The sequence below is a fragment of the Rhodococcus wratislaviensis genome (assembly GCF_900455735.1).
In the GTDB taxonomy this organism is placed as follows: domain Bacteria; phylum Actinomycetota; class Actinomycetes; order Mycobacteriales; family Mycobacteriaceae; genus Rhodococcus_F; species Rhodococcus_F wratislaviensis.
Genome location: NZ_UAUI01000011.1, coordinates 831,165 through 852,675, shown reverse-complemented (window position 1 = coordinate 852,675; position 21,511 = coordinate 831,165). Strand labels below are relative to the sequence as shown.

23 protein-coding genes are annotated in these 21,511 nt (G+C 68.3%); 14 read left to right on the top strand and 9 right to left on the bottom strand.

What is annotated here, in order from left to right:
* Positions 1 to 236 precede the first annotated feature (236 nt).
* The 10 genes from DTA22_RS17655 to DTA22_RS17610 all read left to right on the top strand — a co-directional run bounded on the left by DTA22_RS17655 (position 237) and on the right by DTA22_RS17610 (position 11,951).
* Entirely contained in the window at positions 237 to 1,070 is an 834-nt protein-coding gene (locus DTA22_RS17655) for an SDR family NAD(P)-dependent oxidoreductase (protein WP_112300278.1), read from the top strand.
* Positions 1,067 to 3,139 (top strand): acetate--CoA ligase family protein, encoded by a 2,073-nt coding sequence (locus DTA22_RS17650; RefSeq protein WP_112300277.1) that lies wholly within the window; start codon positions 1,067 to 1,069, stop codon positions 3,137 to 3,139. The genes DTA22_RS17655 and DTA22_RS17650 overlap by 4 nt, the downstream gene beginning before the upstream one ends.
* A 20-nt stretch (positions 3,140 to 3,159) precedes the next feature.
* Entirely contained in the window at positions 3,160 to 4,359 is a 1,200-nt protein-coding gene (locus DTA22_RS17645; protein WP_037234788.1) for an acyl-CoA dehydrogenase family protein, read from the top strand.
* Positions 4,360 to 4,363: 4 nt separating this feature from the next.
* The gene (locus DTA22_RS17640) at positions 4,364 to 5,092 is read left to right on the top strand and encodes an enoyl-CoA hydratase/isomerase family protein (RefSeq protein WP_112300276.1); all 729 of its coding nucleotides are present in this window, start codon (positions 4,364 to 4,366) and stop codon (positions 5,090 to 5,092) included.
* A 74-nt stretch (positions 5,093 to 5,166) separates the two neighbouring features.
* Positions 5,167 to 6,576: an MFS transporter gene (locus tag DTA22_RS17635; protein WP_037234779.1), complete on the top strand. Its 1,410-nt coding sequence runs from the start codon at positions 5,167 to 5,169 to the stop codon at positions 6,574 to 6,576.
* 161 nt (positions 6,577 to 6,737) lie between these two features.
* Positions 6,738 to 7,112, top strand: a complete 375-nt coding sequence (locus DTA22_RS17630; protein ID WP_112300275.1) for a nuclear transport factor 2 family protein — start codon at positions 6,738 to 6,740, stop codon at positions 7,110 to 7,112.
* Positions 7,113 to 7,180: 68 nt separating this feature from the next.
* Positions 7,181 to 8,278: a DUF6777 domain-containing protein gene (locus tag DTA22_RS17625; RefSeq protein ID WP_112300274.1), complete on the top strand. Its 1,098-nt coding sequence runs from the start codon at positions 7,181 to 7,183 to the stop codon at positions 8,276 to 8,278.
* A 195-nt stretch (positions 8,279 to 8,473) separates the two neighbouring features.
* Positions 8,474 to 9,619, top strand: coding sequence for a TIGR03364 family FAD-dependent oxidoreductase (locus DTA22_RS17620; protein WP_112300273.1), 1,146 nt, complete (start codon positions 8,474 to 8,476; stop codon positions 9,617 to 9,619).
* A gap of 40 nt (positions 9,620 to 9,659) precedes the next feature.
* Complete coding sequence (locus tag DTA22_RS17615) at positions 9,660 to 10,361, top strand: phosphonatase-like hydrolase (protein ID WP_112300272.1); 702 nt, start codon at positions 9,660 to 9,662, stop codon at positions 10,359 to 10,361.
* A 282-nt stretch (positions 10,362 to 10,643) separates the two neighbouring features.
* Positions 10,644 to 11,951, top strand: coding sequence for an MFS transporter (locus DTA22_RS17610; protein ID WP_245973408.1), 1,308 nt, complete (start codon positions 10,644 to 10,646; stop codon positions 11,949 to 11,951).
* On the opposite strand, the gene DTA22_RS17605 is transcribed toward DTA22_RS17610, so the two are convergent.
* Entirely contained in the window at positions 11,948 to 12,703 is a 756-nt protein-coding gene (locus DTA22_RS17605; protein WP_037234763.1) for a GntR family transcriptional regulator, read from the bottom strand. The genes DTA22_RS17610 and DTA22_RS17605 overlap by 4 nt on opposite strands.
* Positions 12,704 to 12,825: 122 nt before the next feature.
* Here DTA22_RS17605 and DTA22_RS17600 point away from each other — a divergent pair, with 122 nt between their 5' ends.
* A complete protein-coding gene (locus DTA22_RS17600) occupies positions 12,826 to 13,821 on the top strand; it encodes an alpha/beta fold hydrolase (RefSeq protein WP_112300270.1) in 996 nt (331 codons plus the stop codon).
* On the opposite strand, the gene DTA22_RS17595 is transcribed toward DTA22_RS17600, so the two are convergent.
* From DTA22_RS17595 to DTA22_RS17585, 3 genes are read right to left on the bottom strand one after another with little or no spacing between them, the layout of a single operon-like run.
* Entirely contained in the window at positions 13,769 to 14,089 is a 321-nt protein-coding gene (locus DTA22_RS17595) for a hypothetical protein (RefSeq protein ID WP_245973409.1), read from the bottom strand. The two genes, DTA22_RS17600 and DTA22_RS17595, sit on opposite strands and share 53 nt — an antisense overlap.
* Positions 14,086 to 14,931 carry a DUF692 domain-containing protein gene (locus tag DTA22_RS17590; protein WP_174233814.1) on the bottom strand — a complete coding sequence of 282 codons (846 nt, stop codon included), beginning with the start codon at positions 14,929 to 14,931 and terminating at the stop codon, positions 14,086 to 14,088. The genes DTA22_RS17595 and DTA22_RS17590 overlap by 4 nt, the downstream gene beginning before the upstream one ends.
* A complete protein-coding gene (locus tag DTA22_RS17585; RefSeq protein WP_112300268.1) occupies positions 14,928 to 15,797 on the bottom strand; it encodes a TIGR04222 domain-containing membrane protein in 870 nt (289 codons plus the stop codon). Before DTA22_RS17585 ends, DTA22_RS17590 begins: the two co-directional genes overlap by 4 nt.
* A gap of 160 nt (positions 15,798 to 15,957) precedes the next feature.
* On the opposite strand from DTA22_RS17585, the gene DTA22_RS17580 reads away from it, so the two are divergent.
* Positions 15,958 to 16,608: a maleylpyruvate isomerase family mycothiol-dependent enzyme gene (locus DTA22_RS17580; protein WP_037234750.1), complete on the top strand. Its 651-nt coding sequence runs from the start codon at positions 15,958 to 15,960 to the stop codon at positions 16,606 to 16,608.
* Between the two features lie 3 nt (positions 16,609 to 16,611).
* Here the strand turns inward: DTA22_RS17580 and DTA22_RS17575 are convergent, their stop codons facing one another.
* The 5 genes from DTA22_RS17575 to DTA22_RS17555 all read right to left on the bottom strand — a co-directional run bounded on the left by DTA22_RS17575 (position 16,612) and on the right by DTA22_RS17555 (position 19,501).
* The gene (locus tag DTA22_RS17575) at positions 16,612 to 16,953 is read right to left on the bottom strand and encodes a hypothetical protein (RefSeq protein ID WP_112300267.1); all 342 of its coding nucleotides are present in this window, start codon (positions 16,951 to 16,953) and stop codon (positions 16,612 to 16,614) included.
* A gap of 153 nt (positions 16,954 to 17,106) precedes the next feature.
* Entirely contained in the window at positions 17,107 to 17,775 is a 669-nt protein-coding gene (locus tag DTA22_RS17570; RefSeq protein WP_112300266.1) for an SDR family oxidoreductase, read from the bottom strand.
* 55 nt (positions 17,776 to 17,830) lie between these two features.
* On the bottom strand, positions 17,831 to 18,241 hold the full coding sequence (locus tag DTA22_RS17565) for a TIGR03668 family PPOX class F420-dependent oxidoreductase (RefSeq protein WP_112300265.1): 411 nt from the start codon (positions 18,239 to 18,241) through the stop codon (positions 17,831 to 17,833).
* Positions 18,241 to 18,822, bottom strand: coding sequence for a hypothetical protein (locus DTA22_RS17560; RefSeq protein WP_037234737.1), 582 nt, complete (start codon positions 18,820 to 18,822; stop codon positions 18,241 to 18,243). The genes DTA22_RS17565 and DTA22_RS17560 overlap by 1 nt, the downstream gene beginning before the upstream one ends.
* Positions 18,823 to 18,880: 58 nt before the next feature.
* On the bottom strand, positions 18,881 to 19,501 hold the full coding sequence (locus DTA22_RS17555) for a LysE/ArgO family amino acid transporter (protein WP_174233813.1): 621 nt from the start codon (positions 19,499 to 19,501) through the stop codon (positions 18,881 to 18,883).
* 72 nt (positions 19,502 to 19,573) lie between these two features.
* Between DTA22_RS17555 and DTA22_RS17550 the strand changes: the two genes are divergently transcribed.
* The gene (locus DTA22_RS17550) at positions 19,574 to 20,449 is read left to right on the top strand and encodes a LysR family transcriptional regulator ArgP (RefSeq protein ID WP_112300263.1); all 876 of its coding nucleotides are present in this window, start codon (positions 19,574 to 19,576) and stop codon (positions 20,447 to 20,449) included.
* Positions 20,450 to 20,494: 45 nt separating this feature from the next.
* Entirely contained in the window at positions 20,495 to 21,502 is a 1,008-nt protein-coding gene (locus tag DTA22_RS17545) for a PHP domain-containing protein (protein ID WP_037235038.1), read from the top strand.
* Positions 21,503 to 21,511: the final 9 nt, after the last annotated feature.

Here is a 21,511-nt window from a genome sequence, read left to right as displayed (position 1 = left end):
CATACGCTTCAAACTGACGCATCAGTCAGACGGCGAACGACCCACCTCGAAATGATCGACGTCCCGCAATCGCGCAAATAATCGCAGTTCACAGCGCTATTGCGCACACGTCGAACATTCGGACGCCGAGTCAGTTTCCGGGAAACCCTTGACATCTGTGGGCTGCGTCACGGTATAACTGATGCATCAGTCAGACCCTGGCGGTCGGAACGATAGCGACGAGAGGCGAACGCTCGATGGAATGTGAGAACCCAGGTGGAGGCGCCGGGCAGGTGTTGCGTCCCGACGTCCATCGCGGGCGGGTGGCACTGGTCACCGGTGGAGGCACCGGGATCGGACGCGCGATTGCCCTGGACATGGCGAGGTGTGGAGCCGACGTCGTCATCAGCGGCCGGCGGTCCGAGCCCCTCGAGAAGACCGCCGCCGAGATCGAGGCGCTGGGCGCCCGGGCGCTCGTAGTGCCCGCGGACATTCGCGAAGAACAACAGGTGACTGATCTGGTCGACCGCGCCCTCGACACGTTCGGCCGGATCGACATCCTGGTCAACAACGCCGGCGGTCAGTTCGCGGCGCCGGCCGAGGACATCACGAGCAAGGGATGGCGCGCCGTTCACCGCCTCGCCGTCGACGCCACGTGGGCGGTCACCCGGGAGGTCGCCGTTCGCGCGATGATTCCGCAGCGGTCGGGATGCATCTTCTTCATGGCGTTCTCCCCGCGTCGCGGAATCGCGTCGATGGTCCACGCCACCTCGGCCCGAGCCGCCCTCGAGAACCTCGCATCCGGACTGTCGCTGGAGTGGAGCCGGTACGGGATCCGGTCGATCTGCATCGCCCCCGGCACCATCGCGACGGAGGGCATGGAGGGCAATTACACCGAAGAGGCCCGCGCACAATGGACGTCCGCGGTGCCGCTCGGACGTCTGGGTACGGCCGAGGACGTTTCCGGGGTCGTCACGTTCCTCGCCTCGCCCGCAGGCAGTTACGTCACCGGGACCACGCTGGTGATCGACGGCGGCGCCGACGCCTGGGGCACGGGTCACCCCGCTCCGAAGGTCGAGGAGAAGCGATGAACGCGACCACCGACCGCGACCTCACGGCACTGTTCGATCCCCGGTCGGTCGCCGTCCTCGGTGCCAGCAACGACGAGACGAAATACGGCAACTGGATCAGCGTCCAGGCCCTCCGCATGAAGGGCCACCGGTCGGTCCACCTCGTCAACCGGCGCGGTGAGCGCATCCTGGGACACCCCGCGCTCCGGAGCCTGTCGGAACTCGACGAACGAGTCGACCTCGTCGTCATCACCGTTCCGGCACAGGGTTTCGAGGAGGCCGTGGACGACGCCCTCGCCGCAGGCGCCACCGCGATCGTCGGCGTCACCGCCGGTTTCGCCGAACTCGGCGCTGCCGGAAAGGCTGTGCAGGATAGGGTCGTGGAGCGGGTGCGGGCAGCCGGAGCCGTCCTCCTCGGGCCGAACTGCCTGGGTGTGCTGGATTCGAGCACCGGGCTGACGCTGGCCTCGAACCCGCTTCCCGCCGGCCGGGTCGCGCTGCTCTCCCAGAGCGGCAACATGGCACTCGAACTCAGCCAGTTCCTCGAGGCCCGCGGGCACGGGTTCTCCCGGTTCGCCTCGCTCGGGAACCAGGCCGACCTCGGCGCCGCCGACCTCATCCGCTCCTGCGTCGAGCACGACGACACCGATCTCATCGCCGTGTACTGCGAGGACTTCGGTGACGGGCGGGCGTTCGTCGAGGCCGCCGCCCAGGCGTCCCGGGCCGGGAAGCCGGTTCTGCTGCTGACGGTCGGTGGCAGCGAGGCATCCATCCGCGGGGCGCAGTCGCACACGGGATCACTGACGTCCGACAGCGCGGTCATCGACGCGGCCTGCCGTGCCGCCGGGGTGTACCGGGTGTCGAGTCCACGGCAACTCGCGGACGTCGCGGCCACACTCCTCGGGTACGGACCGGCGGAGGTGCGCCGGGTCGGCGTCATCGCGGACGGCGGTGGGCACGCAGGCGTCGCGTCCGACGTCGTCGAGGCAGCCGGACTCGCGGTGCCGGAGTTCACCGCCGACATCAGCAGCGCGCTGCGCGCCCTGTTGCCGCCGTCCGCCGGAGTGACCAACCCGGTCGACCTGGCCGGCGCCGGGGAACAGGACATCACCTCGTTCGTCTCCGTCCTCGACACGATCCTGCAGAGTCCGGCCATCGACTCCGTCCTGCTCACCGGATACTTCGGCGGCTACGGAAGTTACGGCGAGAACCTCGCGCGAGCGGAGATCGACACCGCCCGTGCGATGGCGGAGACGGCGCGCACCTACGGCAAGCCGGTCGTCGTGCACACGATGCATCCCGACAGTGCAGCAGCCCGGGTCCTGGCCGACAGCGGAGTCCCGGTCTTCCGGGCGGTGGAGGACGCCGCCGGTGCGCTCGGAGTCATCGCCGAAACCACTGCACCGCAGCGTCATGCAGGCCCGGAGACCGGACCGGCCGAGCCGGTCGGCAGCGACGCGTACTGGGAATCCCGGGAACTCTTCCGCAGTGCGGGAGTCGAATTCCCCGAAGCGCGACTGGTGCAGACCTGCGCCGAGGCGGTGGCGGCGGCCGACACCGTCGGGTACCCCGTGGTCCTGAAGGCGATGGGGCTGCTGCACAAGTCCGACTCCGGCGGCGTGGCCCTCGGCTTGGACACCGCGCAGCAACTCGCCGACGCGTTCACGCGGATGGACGGCTCGCTCGCCGCGCCCGCCTACTGCGTGGAGGGCATGGCGGACCTGAGCGAGGGGGTCGAACTCATCGTGGGAGTCCAGACCGACCCGCGATTCGGTCCCGTCGCGATGGTGGGTCTCGGCGGCATCTTCACCGAGGTCCTCGCCGATGTCGCCTTCGCGCTGGCGCCCGTCGATGCGGAGACCGCACGCGGCCTGCTCGACAATCTGCGGGCGTCCGCTCTGCTCCGAGGGGTTCGCGGCAGGCCGCCGATCAACCTCGACGCGGCCGCGGACGCGATCGCCGCCGTCACGGCCGTGGCCACCGCGCACCCCGAGATCGCGGAACTCGAGATCAACCCACTGTTCGTCACTCCGAAGCAGGCCCTCGGACTCGACGCACGCATCGTCCTCAACACATCGAACATCAACTGACACAAGGAAGTTCTTTCATCATGGAATTCGCATACAGCCCCCGCCTCGCCGACCTCAAGGAGCGCGCACGCGCCCTGACCGACACGATCATGCAGTTCGAGGACGAGTGCGAAAGAAACAACGGAATTTCCGACGAATCCCACGCCACGATCAAGGCGGCCGTCCTGGCATCGGGACTGCAGGCGATCAACACCCCCGTCGAATACGGCGGTGCCGGACTGACGGTGCTCGAGCAGGCCGTCGTGCAGGATGAACTCGGTAAGCTCACCAATGCGCTGTGGGACACGGTGTGGCGGCCGGCGAACCCGCTGACCCACGCGACCCCCGAACAGCGGGAGCGCTACCTGATTCCCGGTGCCCGCGGCGACCGCCGCGACGCCGTCGCGATCTCCGAGGCCAACGCGGGCTCGGACTTCTCTGCGGCGAGCACCACCGCGACCCCCGACGGCAACGGCGGGTACATCATCAACGGCGAGAAGTGGTTCGTCACGGTCGGTGACGTCGCCGACTACCTCATCGTGCTGGCCAACGTCGAACCCGAGCACGCCGCGACGATCTTCCTGATCGACGTCGACACCCCGGGTGTGAAGATCAAGCACATTCCCCGCTACACGCACACGTTCGTCTACGAGCACCCCGAGTTCACGTTCGAGAACGTGCGCGTCGGAGCGGACGCCGTGCTCGGTGGCATCGGGCAGGGCCACGACCTCACCCGCGACTGGTTCACGGAGGAGCGGCTGATGATCGGCGCGCGCACGATCGGTGCCGCCGAGCGGGCGCTGACCCTGGCCGTCGACTGGGCGCGGGAGCGGGTGCAGGGCGGCGAGCCGCTGATCAACCGTCAGCTGATCCAGGGCATGATCGCCGACTCCGTCGTGGACATCACCACCAACCGGGCGCTCACCCACCAGGTGGCGTGGGAATTCGACCAGGCCGACCCCAATGACGCAGAGCTGCGAAAGACGCTGCACGCCAAGGCCGCGACGGTGAAACTGGCCGCCTCCGAGGCGTCGAACAGGGTGGCCGACCGGGCCGTCCAGATCTTCGGTGGGCGCGGCTACATCCGCGACTACCCCGTCGAGCGGCTGTGGCGCGAACTGCGCGTCGACCGCATCTGGGAGGGCACGTCGGAGATTCAGCGCCTGGTCATCGCGAACGAGGCCAACAAGCGGGGTCTGGACAACCTGCTGTCCTTCCGCTACGCGGCCGGGGAGAAGTAGCACGATGCCGACCGAGAACGCCGGGACCGTCGATGTGCGCCGCGACGGCGACGTCGCAGTCGTCACCCTGAGGCGGGAACAGAAGCGGAACGCGCTGTCCACGCACATGGAAGCCGAACTGCTCGGCGCACTGGGTTCCCCCGAGGTGAAATCCAGTCGTGCGGTGGTCCTCACCGGGGGCGACTCGGTGTTCTCGGCCGGCGCGGACGTCACCGAACTGCGGGAGATGACCCCGGAGGCGATCGCCGAGTACTACCGGACCTCCGGTTCGGTGTACGAGGCGCTCGCGGCACTCCCGCAACCCACCGTCGCCGCGATCACCGGCTACTGCCTCGGCGGCGGGCTCGAACTGGCGCTCGCCACCGACATCCGCGTCGCCGACCCGGCCGCGGTGTTCGGTTTCCCGGAGATCGGAATCGGGATCCTCCCCAGCTCCGGTGGGGTCACCCGCATCACCCGGATCGTCGGGGCAGGCCGTGCCCGCGACCTCGTCCTGCGCGGACGGCGCTTCGACCACACGGACGCCGAACGCTGGGGCGTCGTCAGCGAGATCGCCCCTCCCGCGGAGCACGTGAAGCAGGCTCTGAGCATCGCGCACGAACTCGCGGCGTATTCGCCTCTGGCGCTGAGCATCACCAAGCAGGTGCTGGACGTCAGTGCCGACTCCCCGCATCATGCCTCGCTGCTGCTCGAGCAGCTCGCCTACTCGGCGCTGAACAAGACAACCCCTTAGCGGTACCGGCCGAGTGCGGCCGACTCGACCGCCACCCCCAGGGTGACGGCACCAATCGACGTAGTGGAGACGACATGAGTTCCTTCGACGTGATGGACAGACCCGCCAAACGCGGGTTCCACACCAAGCTCCTGATCGCGTGCTGTGGCGGACCATTCCTGGACGGGTACGTCATGAGCATCATCGGTGTGGCCCTGCTCGGGGTGACCGAGCAGCTTCACCCGACGACAGCCGAGGCAGGATTGATCGGCGCCGCCTCGCTGATCGGTATCTTCTTCGGAGCCACCGTGTTCGGCTTCCTGACCGACCGGATAGGCCGGGAGAAGATGTACGCCCTGGACCTGGTGGTGCTGGTCGTCGCGTGCGTTTTGTCGGTGTTCGTGCAATTGCCGTGGCAGCTCATCGTCCTGCGCTTCGTCATCGGTGCGGCCATCGGTGCGGACTACCCCATCGCCACCTCGCTGCTCACCGAGTTCACCCCCACCAAGAAGCGCGGCGCCATGGTCGGGATGTCGGCCGTCGCGTGGTCGGCGGGCGCGGTTGCCGCGTACGTGGTGGGTGCGCTCGTCGTCGGCATCTCCGGCGGCAACGACCACTGGCGCCTGCTGCTTGCGTCCAGTGCGGTCCTGGGTCTGATCGTGATCCTGGTGCGCCGCGGAATCCCGGAGTCGCCGCGCTGGCTCCTGAAGAACGGCCGGGTGGCCGACGCGGAGGCCGTGGTCGAGAAGATCTACGGGGAGAAACTCGACCTGAGCAAGGTGACGGTCGAGGACACGGCGGACAAGCCGAAGGCCGACATCCGGATCTACTTCCGGGGCCAGTACCTTGCCCGGCTGATCATGTGCAGCGCTTTGTATCTGGCGGTCGTCACCCCGCTCTACGCGTTGCTGACCTTCCTGCCCACGATCCTGTCGGGCTTCTCGATCTCCGGCGACGGTTCCGCGGGGCTCATCGTCGAAACCGTCATCATCGGGCTCATCGTCGCCGGATCCATCCCGGCGCTGTTCCTGGTCGAGAAGTGGGGCCGGCGGCCGATCGCAGTGGTACCCCTGGCACTGATGGTGATTCCGCTGGCAGGGCTGTGGTTGTGGGCGGACGGACCTCTCTGGTTCATCGTCGCCGCCTTCTGCGCGTACGCGTTCATCTCCGGCGGTCCGAGCATCCTGGTGTGGATCTACCCCAACGAACTCTTTCCCACCGAGTTCAGGGCGACTGCGGTGGGAATCGCCACCGCGGTGAGCCGGTTCGGCGCCGCGACGGGCACGTACTTGCTGCCGCTGAGTATCTCGGCGCTGGGCACGGGCACCACGATGCTCTTCGGCGCCGTGCTGACGGCGGTCGCGTTCGTGATCTGCTTCTTCATGTCTCCGGAGACGAAGGGCAAGTCGCTGGAGGAGGTGTCCTCCGTGACCGCTGCGCCGGCGATGGGGACGAGCGCTCCGCGGCTGGAGAAGTTGGAGGAGGCGTCCGCGCCGCGAACCTGAGTAATCGTTCCCGTCCGCCCCTGCCGACTTCCGCGAGGTCGGCGGGGGCGGACCCCTGTGCGGACATGTCCCGCTGCCTGGGAGAAGGGGCTCCCCACCGGGCAGCTGCTGCGTTACTCTCACCACTAGAACACGTTCTATTCGACTGAGGAGTTCGCATCATGGCACCGTCCGCAGAAGACATCCGCAAGACCGTCGAGAGGTACATCGAGGCGGTGGCCACCGGGACCGCCGACGACGTGGTCGCGCTGTACGCCGAGGGCGCCACCGTCGAGGATCCGGTGGGTACCGAGCCGCGGAGCACGGTGGAATCGCTGCGGGAGTTCTACGGGGTGATCGAACCGCTGAAGCAGACCGGCGAGCTCCTGACGCTGAAGATCGCCGGCAACTCGGCTGCGTTCCACTTCTCCCTCGTCACCGACCTGGGTGAGCAGAAGCTCGAGATCGCGCCGATCGACGTCATGACGTTCGACGACGACGGCAAGATCACGTCCATGCGGGCCTTCTGGTCGCAGGAAGACATGATCACGAGCTGACCGACTGCCGGGCCCGGCAACCACACCGCAATTCGGCCCGGCTGATCAGCGACTGTGCTTACCATGGCGTGGTGGCCACCGACGTCGCCGGGCAGGCCGCACGGCGTGCCCGACGCAGAGCAGTCGTTCGAGCCGGTACGCGCCCCGGGCGCGCACCGCGTAGCTGGCTGGCGGTCGCAGGCGCCCTGACCACCGCGGTGCTCGTGGCGTGTTCCTCGGGTTCCGGGGGCCACCCCGATCCGGTCGACCTGGACCGGGCCACCGACAACGGGCAGCTTCCGTGGACGGAAGTGCTGCTTCCGCCGCAGACGCCGACGACGGTTCCGTTCGGTCCGCCCGGCACCGACCTCCCGAGCGAGCCCCGCGCTGCCGGGATCCGGGTGATCGGCGACCGTGCCGGTCTCTACGGCGGAAGCCCCGATCGGGTGCTCTGCGACCGCCAGCGTCTCGTCGACGACCTCGAGATGGATCCGGCGAGGCTGCAGGCCTGGTCGAGTGTGTTCCAGGTCGACGACGTGCGGAATTACGTCCGCACCCTGACGCCGGTGCTGCTCCGGGCAGATACCCGCGTCACCAATCACGGCTTCGACGACGGTCAGGTGACCGCATTCCAGTCGGTCCTCGAGGCGGGGACCATCGTGCTGATCGACGACCACGGCGTTCCCCGCGTCCGATGCGTGCGCGGAAGCCCGTTGCTGTCCCCGGTGGTGAACCAGGACGCGGAAGTGCAGGGCGATCCGTGGCCGGGCTTCCAGCAGGACAAGTTGTACGTCGTGCAGCCGTCCAACCTGGCGATGACCGAAGTGACCGTGGTGGATCTGATGACCGGTGGACTGTCGCCGGTGCCGATCGGTTCCGGCCCGCAGCAGCCGGCGGAGCGCCCGAATCCGGTGGCACCCGTGGAAGCCCAGGCGCCGGTGGTGGATTCGCCGCCCGCCGTGGTGCAGCAAGCCGCTCCCCGTCCCGCGCCGGCTCCCGAACCGGCACCGGCGGCCGCCCCGCCACCACCCCCTCCGCCGCCACCCCCACCGCCGCCTCCACCACCGCCCGCACCCGAGCCGCAGGTGAACTACCCGCCTCCGCCCGCGCCGGCGCCCGCACCGCCACAGCAGATTCAGGTGCAGATACCGGGGCTGCCACCCATCGTCATCCCCATTCCCAACTGAGGGTCGGCCGCGGAGTACTCGGCTACAGGGCGACGTGCGCTGCGTTGATCACGATCGCCTGAGTGAAGAGCGACCACTCGACGCGCCTGCCGGGACGCGCAACGGACGGTTAACGGAAGGAAACTTATATATACCTGCGGTAAATTCCACCAACTTGTATTGACATGTTGGGTGGGCGGGTTCACAGTGGGATCCATGACAAATCAACGACGCTACGACGTGGTGGTTGTCGGTGCCGGAATCGTCGGCCTCGCGCACGCATACCACGCACACAATCGAGGCCTGTCCGTGGCGGTGATCGACCATGCCGACCGAGTTGCGGGCGCTTCCGTCCAGAACTTCGGCCACGCCTGCATCACCGCCCAGTCGGGCGTCGCCCGCGACTATGCTCGAGCGGGCCGGGAGCACTGGCTCGACCTGGCACGCAAGGCCGGATTCTGGTCTGCCGAGTCCGGAACATACTGCGTGGCACGACATGACGACGAGCTGGCCGTCATGACCGAGTTCGCGGACGTACGCGGACCGGCCGAAGTGGAACTGCTGTCCCGAGACCGGATCCTCGGCGCCTTACCCATCGCCGGCGATCGCGTCGTCGGGGGCATGTACATGGCCGACGACCTCCAGGTGAACCCGCGGGAAGCGGCCCCCACCATCGCGCAGTGGCTCGAGGCGTCGGGTGTCGACTTCTTCTGGCGCACCGCCGCCACCGGATTCGGGACCGGAGTCGTCCACACCTCGCGGGGCGATCTGCACGCGGGGACGGTGTTCGTCACCGTCAACTACGACATCGACCGCCTGTTCCCGGAGCCGGCCGAGCGCGGCGGACTCCTGCGGTGCCGGCTCCACATGATGCGCGCGAGGATGCCGCTGTCCGCGCCGTTGCCCGCGCCCCTGTTCACCGGCTGGTCGCTCGTGCGGTACAGCGGTTTCGAGAATCTTCCCGCGACGGCGGCGCTCGCGGCGCGGTTGCGGGAAGAGTACCCCGACTACGTCGACCTCGACCTGCACCAGATGTACACACCGCAGCCCGACGGATCGATCCTGCTGGGCGACACCCACATCCGCGAGATATCGGCGGAACCGTTCCAGTCGGAGAAGGGGTTCGAGGTGCTGATCGGCGAAGCCGCCGCCCTGTTCGGGGTCTCGGACGTCACCGTCACCGAACGCTGGCAGGGCGTGTACAGCTCGGCCCCCGATTCGGAATTCCTGATCGAGGAGCCGATCGACGGCGTGCACATCGTCACCGTGACCACCGGGATCGGCATGACGACCAGCATGGGTCTCGCGAAGGATCGCATCGACCACGCCTTCGGTCGCGAGACCGTGCCTGTAATGGCATAGCAGCACAACCACACTCACGAACATCGAGAGGAACCAGACAATGGGAACACATCACCGGGACATCAGCCTCGTCGTCTTCGACATGGCAGGCACCACCGTGGAGGACAGCGGACTGGTACAGCAGTCCTTCCTCGCCGCGGACGAGCATGCCGGACTGTCGAAGACGGAGGAGGACCGCCGACGGATGCTCGAATACGTCTCCGACACCATGGGCCAGTCCAAGATCGTCGTCTTCCGCCATCTCAGCGGCGGAAAGGAGGAGCAGGCGCAGGCCGCGAACAAGGAATTCGAACGCTGCTACTCGCAACTCGTCGACGACGGCCGATGCAGCGCCATCCCCGGCGCCGAGGAACTCTTCGGCTCGCTGCGTGAGCAGGGCATCAAGACGGCGCTCACCACCGGGTTCGCGCACGAGACGCAGATGTCGATCATCCGCGCGCTCGGCTGGCAGGACGTCGCCGACGTCGTGTTGTGCCCCGGAGACGGCGTCCGCGGCCGCCCCTTCCCGGACCTGGCGCTGACCGCGTTGATGCGCACCGGCGCCCCGTCCGTGCAGTCCATGGTGGTGCTCGGCGACACCACGTCGGACGTCACCACCGGCCTCCGCGCCGGAGCGCTCGCCTCCGTGGGCGTGCTCACCGGCGCCCATGACGCCACCCAGCTGTCCGAGGCCGGGGCCACCCACGTTCTCGACAGCGTCGCGGACCTGCCCGGTCTGCTCGCTCAACTGCGCAACACCTGATCAAACCCGTTCCACAGCCGGCTGCGCCGCCGGCAGGTCATTCGGCGGCGCAGTCCCGTTCTTCCGCTTCGCACACCCCGCCCGACGCGGCGCCCCAGCCCGGCGCACCGGCGAAAAATTCTACAGCCGAACATCTTCCGCATTCTCGGCGCACGTGGCCGCCCCGATTCCGGGGCCGCCCCTTTCTCGGCACATCAGCCCGCGTATCTGCCTGAACCGGCCTCGACATCTCTCGTAGGCCGCCGCACTCACCTCGAGGTGAATATCATGGCGCAGACAATCATGACCACACGCACAACGATCCCGCGTTACGAACGCTGGAGAATACAGATCTTCGCGATCACCTGGATCGCGTATGCCGGGTTCTACTTCACGAGGCAATCCTTCGCTGTCGCGAAACTCGGCATCCTGGAAGACCCACTCGTCAACGATGTCCTGACGAAGGGCATGCTCGCCAATCTCGATGCGGTGTACCTCGCCGCCTACGCGCTCGGCCAATTCGTCTGGGGCTCCGTCTCCGATCGCTACGGCCCGCGCATCGTCGTTCTCGGCGGCCTGGCCATCTCGGCTGTCGCGACGATGTTCATGGGAATCCTGCCTGCTGTCGCTTTCCTGTTGCCGCTCATGATCATTCAGGGTCTTGCGCAGTCGACCGGCTGGTCCGGCACGCTGAAGAACATGGCCCAGTTCTTCGCCATCTCGGAACGCGGCCGGGTCCTCGGGCTGTGGAGCACCAACTACGCGTTCGGGGGCCTCGTGGCCGCGCCCGTGCTCGGCTGGGTCGCGTACAGCGTGTTCGACAGTTGGCGGGCCGCGTTCTTCGCAGGCGCTGCGATCGTGGTCGTCGTGTTCGTCGCCGTCCTCGTCTTCCAGCGGAACACCCCGGAGGACATGGGGTTGCCACCGATCGAGGAATACCGCGCGGAGGAGAAGACTCTGCCACTGGATGATTCGGCCGTGGCGGAGGTCATTGCCGAACCCGCGCGGTCGGTGCGCGAGTCGTTCGTGGTGGTGCTGAAGGACCGCATGGTGATGACGCTGGGCATGGCATACTTCCTGCTCAAGCCCGCCCGCTACGCCATCCTCCTGTGGGGCCCGGTCATCGTCGCGGAGCGCCTGCACGGCGCCGGCCACTTCCAGGCGATCGTCATCCCGATCGCGTTCGGGGTCGCCGGCGTCGTCGCACCGATGGTCATCGGCCGGATCTCCGACAAGGTGTTCACGGCGCGGCGCATCCCGGCCTGTGTCCTGAGCCTGGCGGTGCTCGTGGCCGTGCTGGCACTGTTCACGCCGCTGACCGCGGCGGGCAACGCGTGGATCATGGTGGGAGTCCTCGCCGTGATCGGGTTGTCCATCTACGGCGCCGACGCGATGATCTCCTGCGTCTCGGCCGTCGACTTCGGCACGTCCAAGCATGCGGGCGCGGCCAGCTCCATCATCAACGGGTGCGGATCGGTCGGCGCCATCCTCGGCGGGCTGCTCCCCGGGTACCTCGGGACGTCCACCCTGTTCTACGGCTTCGCGGTCGCGGCGTTCGTGGCGATGCTGCTACTGATCCCGCACTGGAACCGCATGCCGGCAGCCGACTAGCCTCCGTTGCCGTCGTCCGACGGAAGCCGGGGGTCGATGGTGCGGGCGTTCACGATGCTGAAGGCGACCAGGTCGGGACGGTACCGATCGTCCGCGTACTCGAACGTGTCGCCGTTCTGATCCCGCGACGTCCGACGTTCCCGAAGCAACGGGCTGCCGGGGTCGATGCCGAGATTCTCGGCGTCGACCTCGGTTGCGGCGACGGCGTCGAGCACGTGCTCCATCGATTCGAAGCGGACGCCGCGGGAGGTGAGGTAGTCGGTGATCGATCCGGTGTCGATGTCGAAGTCGAACAGCAGGGAGCCGACGCGCTCGGTGAACGTGCTCCGCTCGATCATCGTCGGTTCGCCGTCGAGCAGCCGGACGCGGAGCACCTCGACGACGAAGTCGTCCGCACTCGATCCCAGTGCGGCGGCGGCGGGTTCGGACACCCGGCGACGCGCGATCTCGAGCGTGCGGCTGCCCGCGGCGCGGCCGGTCCGGCGCGCCCACTGGGAGAACGGTGTGAACGTGTCCAGGGTCTGCGTGATGTCGTGGCTGCGCACCACGGCCGGTTTGCCCTGGGACAGCTGGATGAGCCCCTCGTTCTTCAACGTGGCCAGAGCCTGGCGCACGGGACCGCGTGACACCTCGAACTCCGCGCACAGCATGCTCTCGCTCGGCAGCGACTCACCCACCGCGTACTGCCGTTGCATGATGCGCTGCCGGAGCTGGAGTGCGACGAACTCATGGCGGGAGCGTGCCTCCACCATTGCGCATCACCCCACTTCCCCGGTCGGTCGACGGTCGCCACTGCGAGTCAGCTGCATTCTAGTGGCGTCGCAGATACGCTACGTTGCGAGAACGCGTTCTATCCGGTGAGGGGGTGCGGAGCATGCCGTCGTCGACGGATCGGGTGGTGACGGTCGACGGATTCCGTTGGCAGATTTCCGAACTGGGTGACGGGCCGCCCGTCGTCCTGTGTCACGGATTCCCGGGCCTCGGCTACAGCTATCGCCATCAGATGCGGGCCCTCGCGGCCTCCGGGTACCGCGCGATCGCCCCCGACATGCCCGGCTACGGCGGCACCGACGTGCCCCGCGACATCGACGACTACACGAACGAGCGGGTGTCGGACGCGCTGATCGATCTGCTCGACGCGCTCGGTCACGAGCAGGCCGTGTTCGTCGGCCACGACTTCGGAGCACCGGTCGCCTGGACCGTCGCACTGCGTCACCGCGCACGCGTGTCCGGGCTGGTGCTCCTGGCCGTCCCCTACGCGCCCGACCGGTTCCCGCTGCGACCGTCGGAGCTCTATGCGTCGATGGCGCGCAAGCACTTCCTGCACATCCACTACTTCCAGGAACCGGGTGTCGCCGACCGCGAACTCGACGCCGACCCCCGAGGATTCCTGCAGCGACTGTTCTACGCGTTGTCGGGCGCCTACCGCTATCTGGACATCTGGCAGCATCCCTCGGAGGGCAACGGTTACCTGGACGTGCTGCCCGACGCCCCACCCCTGCCGTGGTCGTGGCTGACGGAGGCCGAGTTCGACCATTACGTGGAGGTCTTCACCCGGACGGGATTCACGGGCGGACTGAACTGGTACCGGGCGTATGACGCCAACTGGGAGCGCTCCGGGAGTCTCGCCGGCGCGCACATCGAGGTGCCGACGCTGTTCGTGGCCGGCGCGCACGATCCCGTCATCGTGATGAGTGGTGCGCAGGCCCTCGACCGGATGCGTGACACCGTCCCCGACCTGCGCGGACTCCATCTCGTCGAGGGAGCCGGGCATTTCGTGCAGCAGGAACGGCCCGACGAGGTGAACGAGCTGCTGCTCAGATTCGTCGCGGGCGGAACAGACGCCGACTCCGCTCGGGCAGTTCACTGATCGACTCGAGGTACGCGGTGAACGCTGCGGCGTCCGCGTGGGTGCTCACCTTCGGCCTGCCCTCGGCCCAGGCGGCGAACAGCGCGAAGAATCGGTCGCCGAGGGCGGCGCGGACGTGGGGAAGGTGTCCGCCCACTTCCCCGGACCGCTTGCGGAGCAAGGCCTTCGATGCGGTGTCGATCGCGTGGCGGTCGAATCCCTCCGGCAGCTCCCCCGCTGCGACGAGAGCCCGGACCAAGGCCGCCTGCCGCGCCACGAGCCCGGTCACGGCAGGCTCCACACGGCGCCCCCGGTGATCCGCTCGAAGCCGGCCGCATCGGCGATCGCATCCAACTCGTCGAACAACTCCCGGGCGGGCGGGTAGTTGCCGTCGCGCTCGAGCATCACCGCGGGGATGGCATCGGCTGCCCACTGCCGGACCAGGTCCAGCACCTCGCCGGGCACCGGGTCGGTGTGGGTGTCGTGATACGCGCCGTCCCGTACGGATCCCCCGGCGACGTGGCAGTACGCCACACGTCCGAGGGGAAGCCGCCGGAGTTCCTCACCGGCGTCGCATCCGCGGTTGCGGGCGTTCGCGTAGACGTTGGCGACATCCAGCAACAGGTACACGCCGGTGCGTTCGACCAGTTCGGCAAGGAACTCACCCTCCGAGTACTCGTCGTCCGGCCAGTCGAACAGGGCCGCGATGTTCTCCACGGCCAGGGGCACAGGCAGGGACTCCTGCGTGCGCCGGATGTTGCGCACCAGCACGTCGAGGGCCTCCGCCGAGCGCGGCACCGGCAGCAGGTGCCCGGCCTCGAGGCCGCCCGCCCGGACGAACGCGACGTGCTCGCTGACGAGCGGCGCACCGAGCGCGTCGGCGCACCGCGCCAGATGGTCGATCCGGCGCTGCTCGACGCCGTCCGCGCCACCCAGCGACAGTGAGATGCCGTGCGGGACGACGGGAACCCCCAGCGACCGCAGTTCGTCCGGAACGCCGACTCCGCGCCGGCGTGCGGGCAGCGATTCGGCGATCACCTCGCAGAACCCCAGCCCGTCGAGCCGGTCGATGATTCCGCAGATCTCCGGGCGCCAGCCGATGCCGAGGCCCGGCTCGATCAGGGTGGTCATCCCCCGCACCCCCCACCGCCGCCGCACCCACCGCCGCCGCCGCAGGAGCTGTCGCCCCCACCGCTGCTGCTGCCGCCGTCGCCGCTGCCGCTGTCGGTGACACCGGCCGCGCTGGCGAACCCCGGGGAGAACAAGCCGACGGCCCCCATCCCGAAGAGTGCCGTCGACAGCGCGATCGGCGTCGGACCGTACGCGGTGAGCGACGGGCGCATCCGCGGCGACAGGTACGAGTGCTCGCGGCGCAGGCGCTGCAGTTCCGCCGTGCCCTGGTGTGTCCGGCGGCCGGTCCGGCGAACAAGCTCCCGCGCGGCCGAGAGCAGGACCACCGCGAGCAGCAGGAAGCCGATCGGTTTGCCGCCGGCGAACCCGGAAACGAGGCGTGCCACGCCGATGGCCAGAACGACGAGGATCGGGATGCTCGCGCGGCGATTCCAGGCCTTCTGTTCGGGTCCCGTGAGCAGCCCCTGCGCGACCAGCGTGGCGCGCAGGTGGTCGAGCGGGGCCTGCAACCGGCCCGGGAGCCGAAGGTTGCCGAGGGCGCCGCGCCCGGAGGCGAGTTCGTCGTAGACGGCCCGCGTGAACCATCCGAGGGCGTTGTCAGTGACCCCCCACGCCCGCAGGACCGTCCCGTCGGCGGAGATGAGGTCGGCTCCCCGCAGCAGCGTCAGGGACGCGGTGATGGCGCGATCGTCGCTGGTCAGCATGCCGGCCTGCACCGGATCGAGGCGGACACCGTCGGTCGGGGCGGATGCGGTGCCCCGGGACCGGAGGAACACCGCCAGCCCCGCCGCGAGCACGGCGGCGGCGACGTAGATCACCAGGAAGGTCTCGCTCGGTATCCCCCACGTAGCGGATTCGTTGTACATCGCACACCACCTTTCAACCACGTTGTCCGACAGTCGATCTCAGTATCAGTACGATTGTCCGATTTGCACCCGTCGGGTGCCGATCGTCACCGTTCCGTTATCGAGATCCTGGGGATTCGTCGTGAGGTGGCTGTGGGTGGCATCGCCTAGCATCGTCAGCATGACGTCGCCGATCGCCGCACTGTCGTATGCCGAATTGCTGGATGCGGTTGCGGAATCGCACCGCACGGTGGAGGCGACGCTGGAGGGGTTGACCGACGATCAGGCGCGCGAGCCGTCGTTGCTGCCGGGGTGGAGCCGGGGGCACGTCGTCACGCACCTCGCCAGGAATGCGGACGCGCTCAACCGGTTCGCCGTCGGGGTGATCACCGGCGAGGCCGCGCCCGAGATGTACCCGGGCGGTCCGGCCGCGCGGGCCGCGGCGATCGAGGAGGGGGCCGGACGTCCGGCCGAACTGCTGGTGGCCGATTTCCGCTTCGCGGGACGGCGGGTGATCGAGTCGCTGCGCCGGATCACCGAAGATCTGTACGAGACGCCGGTGAACTGGCGTAAGCGGGTGCCTGCGCGGCAGGTGCCGGTGCTGCGGTGGCGGGAGCTCGAGATCCACCACGTCGACCTGGGGCTGGACTATTCGGCGGCCGACTGGCCGTCGGCCTTCGTGGAGCACACGCTGGAATCGGAACTGCCCGAGCTCGCCGCTCGGCATCCGGATCTCGGGGTGCCGGAACTTCCGCGCACCGAACTGCTGGCGTGGGTTATCGGGCGCCCCACGCGGGAGGGTCTGCCGCCCGTGCCCGCGTGGCCGTTCTGATCGTCAGGCGTACTCGACGTTCTCGAACGTGTCGGCGTCGTCGAGCGCGTCCCAGATGATCGCGTAGCGCTTGTGGGTCATCTCGTCGGCATCGACGAGCAGGGCGTCGAAGAGGGACTTCGGGTTGTCCTGCCACGTCTGAACCAGGCCCGCGACCGCCTGCGGCGTGAACAGGCCGGACCGCGCTGCTGCCTCGATCCACTCGTCGAAGTCGCCGCCGTGAATCCGCTCGACTGCTTCGCGATCGACCTCGCCGTCACCGAGGTCGAGAGTGAACATCGTCGCGAAGACGTCGCCGTCGACGGCGACGACGGTGTCGCTGTACATACGCTGGTCGGTGTTCATCGTGGGGATACCTCCTGGGAGTCAGCTCGTTGAACCTGACTCACGTTTGCGACCTCTGCTGATGAGAAGAACTGTAGGGCGACTAATTGTGAGCAGCTTAAAGCCTTTCTGTGAGATCAATCTGTGATCTATCTCACGCAGGTTTCTCCGCGGTCAGCGGACCCTCAGCACGACTTCTGTGGGGTGCGCATCACCCGGTGTCTCCACCGCGTTACGCACGGCTTTTGCGACGGTCGACGGCTGCAGATACTTCTCCGGTAGGTACTCGTCGCCCTCGCCGGCCACGATGGTGCGCTGCATATCGGTGTCGATCCGACCGGGGTGAATTGACGTGACGCGCAGTAACGGCTCCTCGAGCCGCAGTGCGTCACCGAACGCCCGGAGGGCGAATTTGCTCGCCGCGTACGACGCCCAGCCGGCGTTCGCGCGGAGCCCGGCGCCCGAGTTGATCAGGACGACGTGCCCACCCGCGGCGCGGAGGGCGGGCAGCAGCAGCCGTGTCAGTTCGGCCACCGCGATGACGTTCGCCTCGAGCGTGTGCCGCCACTGTGCGACGGTCGACTCCCCCACGGTCGCGAGATCGGCGACGCCGGCGTTGTGGACGAGCACGTCGAGCCGGTCGATCGGGGCGCACGCGGCCGCCAGCGCGTCGTAGTCGGTCAGCTCGACCGGCCAGGGCGTGGCGCCCGGCAGTTCGTCGAGGATGTCGGTCAGCGATCCGGCCGACCGGGCGCCGAGCAGGAGGTCGTGGGTCGGGGCGAGTTCGCGGGCGATGGCGGCTCCGAGGCCACGGCTCGCGCCGGTGATCAGGGCTGTGGGCATGCTGTCGAGGCTAACGCCCGTGAGTACTTGTCAACCGCGGGAGGTTAATAAGTACTCACGGGCCGAAGGCACTCCAGTGGTGCCACCGCAGGTCGTGGATCGCGATCACCGGTCCGTCCGGGCGGCGGTCGACGTACTGCGGATACTTCGCGGCGAGAACGTCGATCGCGGCCCCGCTCTCCGGGGAGCCGGGGGCGAGCACCTCTGCCCGCCCGTCGACCCGCACCCACCACAGGTGGTCCCAGTTCTCGTCGTAGTGGTCCACGAGCAGGGTGACGGCGGGATTGGCCGCGATGTTCGTCAGGCGCCGTAATGCGGTGCTGCGCTTCGGTTTGTGGTCGACGCAGGAATAGATCGTGTCGGAGTCGAGCGCGAAGACGAGTGGGACGAGGTGCGGCACCCCGTCGGCCCCGACCGTGGCGAGGCGCGCGATGCGGGCGGCCGCGAACCGCGCGACGGCGTCCATCACGGTTCCATCAGGTAGTCGCCGCTCACCGGTTCCGGGAGGGCGGGAATGCCCAACGGACGCTTGAAGTATGCCCACGGGAACCACAATGTCCCGACCTTCTGCCAGCCGTCGGCCTCGAGCTTCTGGCGGCTCGCCAGCGCCGACACCCGGGTGTGCTCCCACTGTTCCTCGGACTTGCGGACCGTGTGGAACAGGGTGCCGAACCCGACGGAGTGCCAGCCGTACGAGCCCGCGTGGTTGAGGATGCGCATCTCGTTGAACGCGGTGAGCGGGGTGAGCCGGCGGGTCCGGCCGTCCGGGTCCGTGTCGGGGGCGTCGCCGATCCGTTTGCCGAAGCGTTGTTGCGCCGCCTGCCGCGACATGCCGAGTGCGGCGCCGACGGTGTCCCAGCTGTGTCCGGCGGAGCGCGCGGCGGCGATCGCGGAGACGAGCAGTTCGTCGACCGACTCCCGTGCCTGCGACGTGAGCCGGACGAGGGCCAGGTAGGCGGCGGGGTCGTGGTCCAGTCCCGGGTCGATCTCGGGGTCGGCCTTGGCGATCGCGTCCGACAGCAGTTGGGTGAGCGCGGCATCCGGCATGTGTCAATTATTGGTTGACAAGACTTCCGTTGTCAACAAAATGTTGACAAGCTGGTGACTAACTGGCGACGAGGGTGATGCCGAGGGTGAGCATCAGCGCGGCGATCCCGGCGTCGAGCACGCGCCACGCGCCGGGTCGGGCGAACACGCGGTGCAGGAACTGGGCGCCGTAGCCGAGCGCCAGGAACCAGAAGACGCTGGCGGTGGCGGCGCCGAGGCCGAACAGCCACCGGCCCGAATCGCCCTGGTTGTTGGCCACCGAGCCGAGCATCAGCACCGTGTCGAGGTAGACGTGCGGGTTGAGCCAGGTGAGCGCGAGGCAGGTGAGGATCGATGTCGCGAGAGTTGCCGATCCGATTTCCTGTGTGGCATCGAGAGTTCCGGGGCGAAGGGCGCGGCGAGCGGCGAGCACCGCGTAGGAGACGAGGAATACCGCTCCCGCCCAGCGGATCACGGTGATGGCGGCCGGAGCGTGCGCGAGTACGGCGCCGATCCCGCTGATCCCGACGGCGATCAGCACGGCGTCCGACACCGCGCACAGCACCACCACCGGCAGGACGTGCCTGCGCGCGATCCCCTGTCGCAGGACGAACGCGTTCTGCGCGCCGATCGCGACGATCAGCGACAGGCCGGTACCGAAGCCGGCCGCCACCGTGAGCAAGGCAGGGGTGAGGTGCATGAAAACCACGCTACGAACCCCGCGTCCATCAATCCAGCTAATTATCCTTCATTGCCATTAGCATCGCTTCATATGGATCTGGACCTGGCTTCGCTTCGCACGTTCGCGGCCGTGATCGACGAAGGCACCTTCGACGCCGCCGCCCGCGTCCTGCACATCACGCCGTCCGCGGTGAGCCAGCGGATCAAGGCACTCGAGCAGCAGGTGGGACGCGTCCTCGTGCAGCGGGCCAAGCCGGTCCGGGCCACCGAGTCCGGGCACGTCGTGCTCACGCTCGCCCGCCAGATGGCCCACCTCGAGCGCGAGGCCATGTCGTCCCTCAATCCCGAGGAGGCGACGGCGAGCACGCTGTCGCTGGTCGTCAACGCGGATTCGCTGTCCACGTGGATGATTCCGGCCCTCGCCCGTCTGGCGCCGGAACATCGGGCGCTGTTCGACCTGCATCGGGAAGACGAATTCCACTCGACCACCCTGCTGCGGGAGGGCACGGTGATGGCCGCGGTGACGTCCGTCCCCGAGGCGGTGCAGGGCTGCACCGTGGAGAAGCTGGGGTCGATGCGGTACCGCGCGCTGTGCAGCCGCGACTACGCCGAACGCTGGCTCCCCGACGGCCCGACGGCGGACGCCCTCGCGGTGGCACCGATGCTCGACTTCGACCGCAAGGACGAACTGCAGGCCCGGTTCCTGCGCGGCTTCACGCGGCGCCGGCTGCAGCCGCCGCGGCATTTCGTCCCCGGGTCTTCCGCGTTCTCCGACGCCGTCCGCCACGGACTGGGCTGGGGACTGTTGCCGGAATTGCACACCGGCGACGACCAGGGGCTCGTCGAACTCGACCCGTCCCGCCCGATCGATGTCCCGCTGTACTGGCAGCGGTGGAAGCTGGATTCGCCGATCCTCGCGGCGCTCACCACCGCGGTCCGGGACGGGGCGCGCGAAGCGTTGCGGTGATGTCGGGGTGGGCGCAACACTGGAGTCATGGACGCCGACAGCCCGATGGACCCGGTGCAGGCCCTGCGAGAGACAGCGTTCTGGCTCGAACGGTCGCGTGCCGAAACGCATCGCGTGAAGGCGTACCGGCGCGCGGCCGACGTGGTGGCCGAACTGTCCGAGGAACAGCGGGACGTCCGGCAGCGCACCGACAGCTGGAAGGATCTGCCCGGCATCGGACCCAAGACGGCGACCGTCATCCGTGAGGCGCTCGACGGCGTGCCCGTCTACCTCGCGGAACTACGGGAGAACGCGGAATCGATCGGCGGTGGTGCGCTGCGCGACGCGCTGAAGGGCGACCTGCACACCCACTCGGACTGGTCGGACGGCGGCAGCCCCATCGACGAGATGATGCGCAGCGCGGCCGCCCTGGGGCACGAATACTGCGCTCTGACAGACCATTCCCCGCGTCTGACGGTCGCGAACGGGCTGTCGGCGGAGCGGTTGCGTTCTCAGCTGGAGGTGATCGCCGAGCTGAACGAGGAACTGGCACCGTTCCGCATCCTCACCGGCATCGAGGTCGACATCCTCGACGACGGTTCGCTCGACCAGGATCCCGATCTTCTCGACGAACTCGACATCGTCGTCGCCAGCGTGCACTCCAAGTTGCGGGCGGAGCGCGGGGCGATGACCCGCCGGATGGTCCGGGCGGTGGAGAATCCGCTGGTGGACGTGCTGGGGCACTGCACGGGCCGCCTCGTCGAAGGCGGTCGCGGAACCCGGCCGGAGTCGACGTTCGACGCGGAGCAGGTGTTCACCGCCTGCCGCGACAACGGCACCGCCGTCGAGATCAACAGCCGTCCCGAGCGCCGCGACCCGCCGAGTCGTCTCATCGATCTGGCCATCGACCTGGGGTGCCTGTTCTCGATCGACACCGACGCGCACGCCCCCGGGCAACTCGCCTGGCAGGGGTACGGATGCGAGCGGGCGATGCGGTGCGGTGTGGAGGCCGACCGCGTCGTGAACACGTGGTCCGCCGACGATCTGCTGGAATGGGCAAAGCAGCGCTCGTGAGTGGTTGAC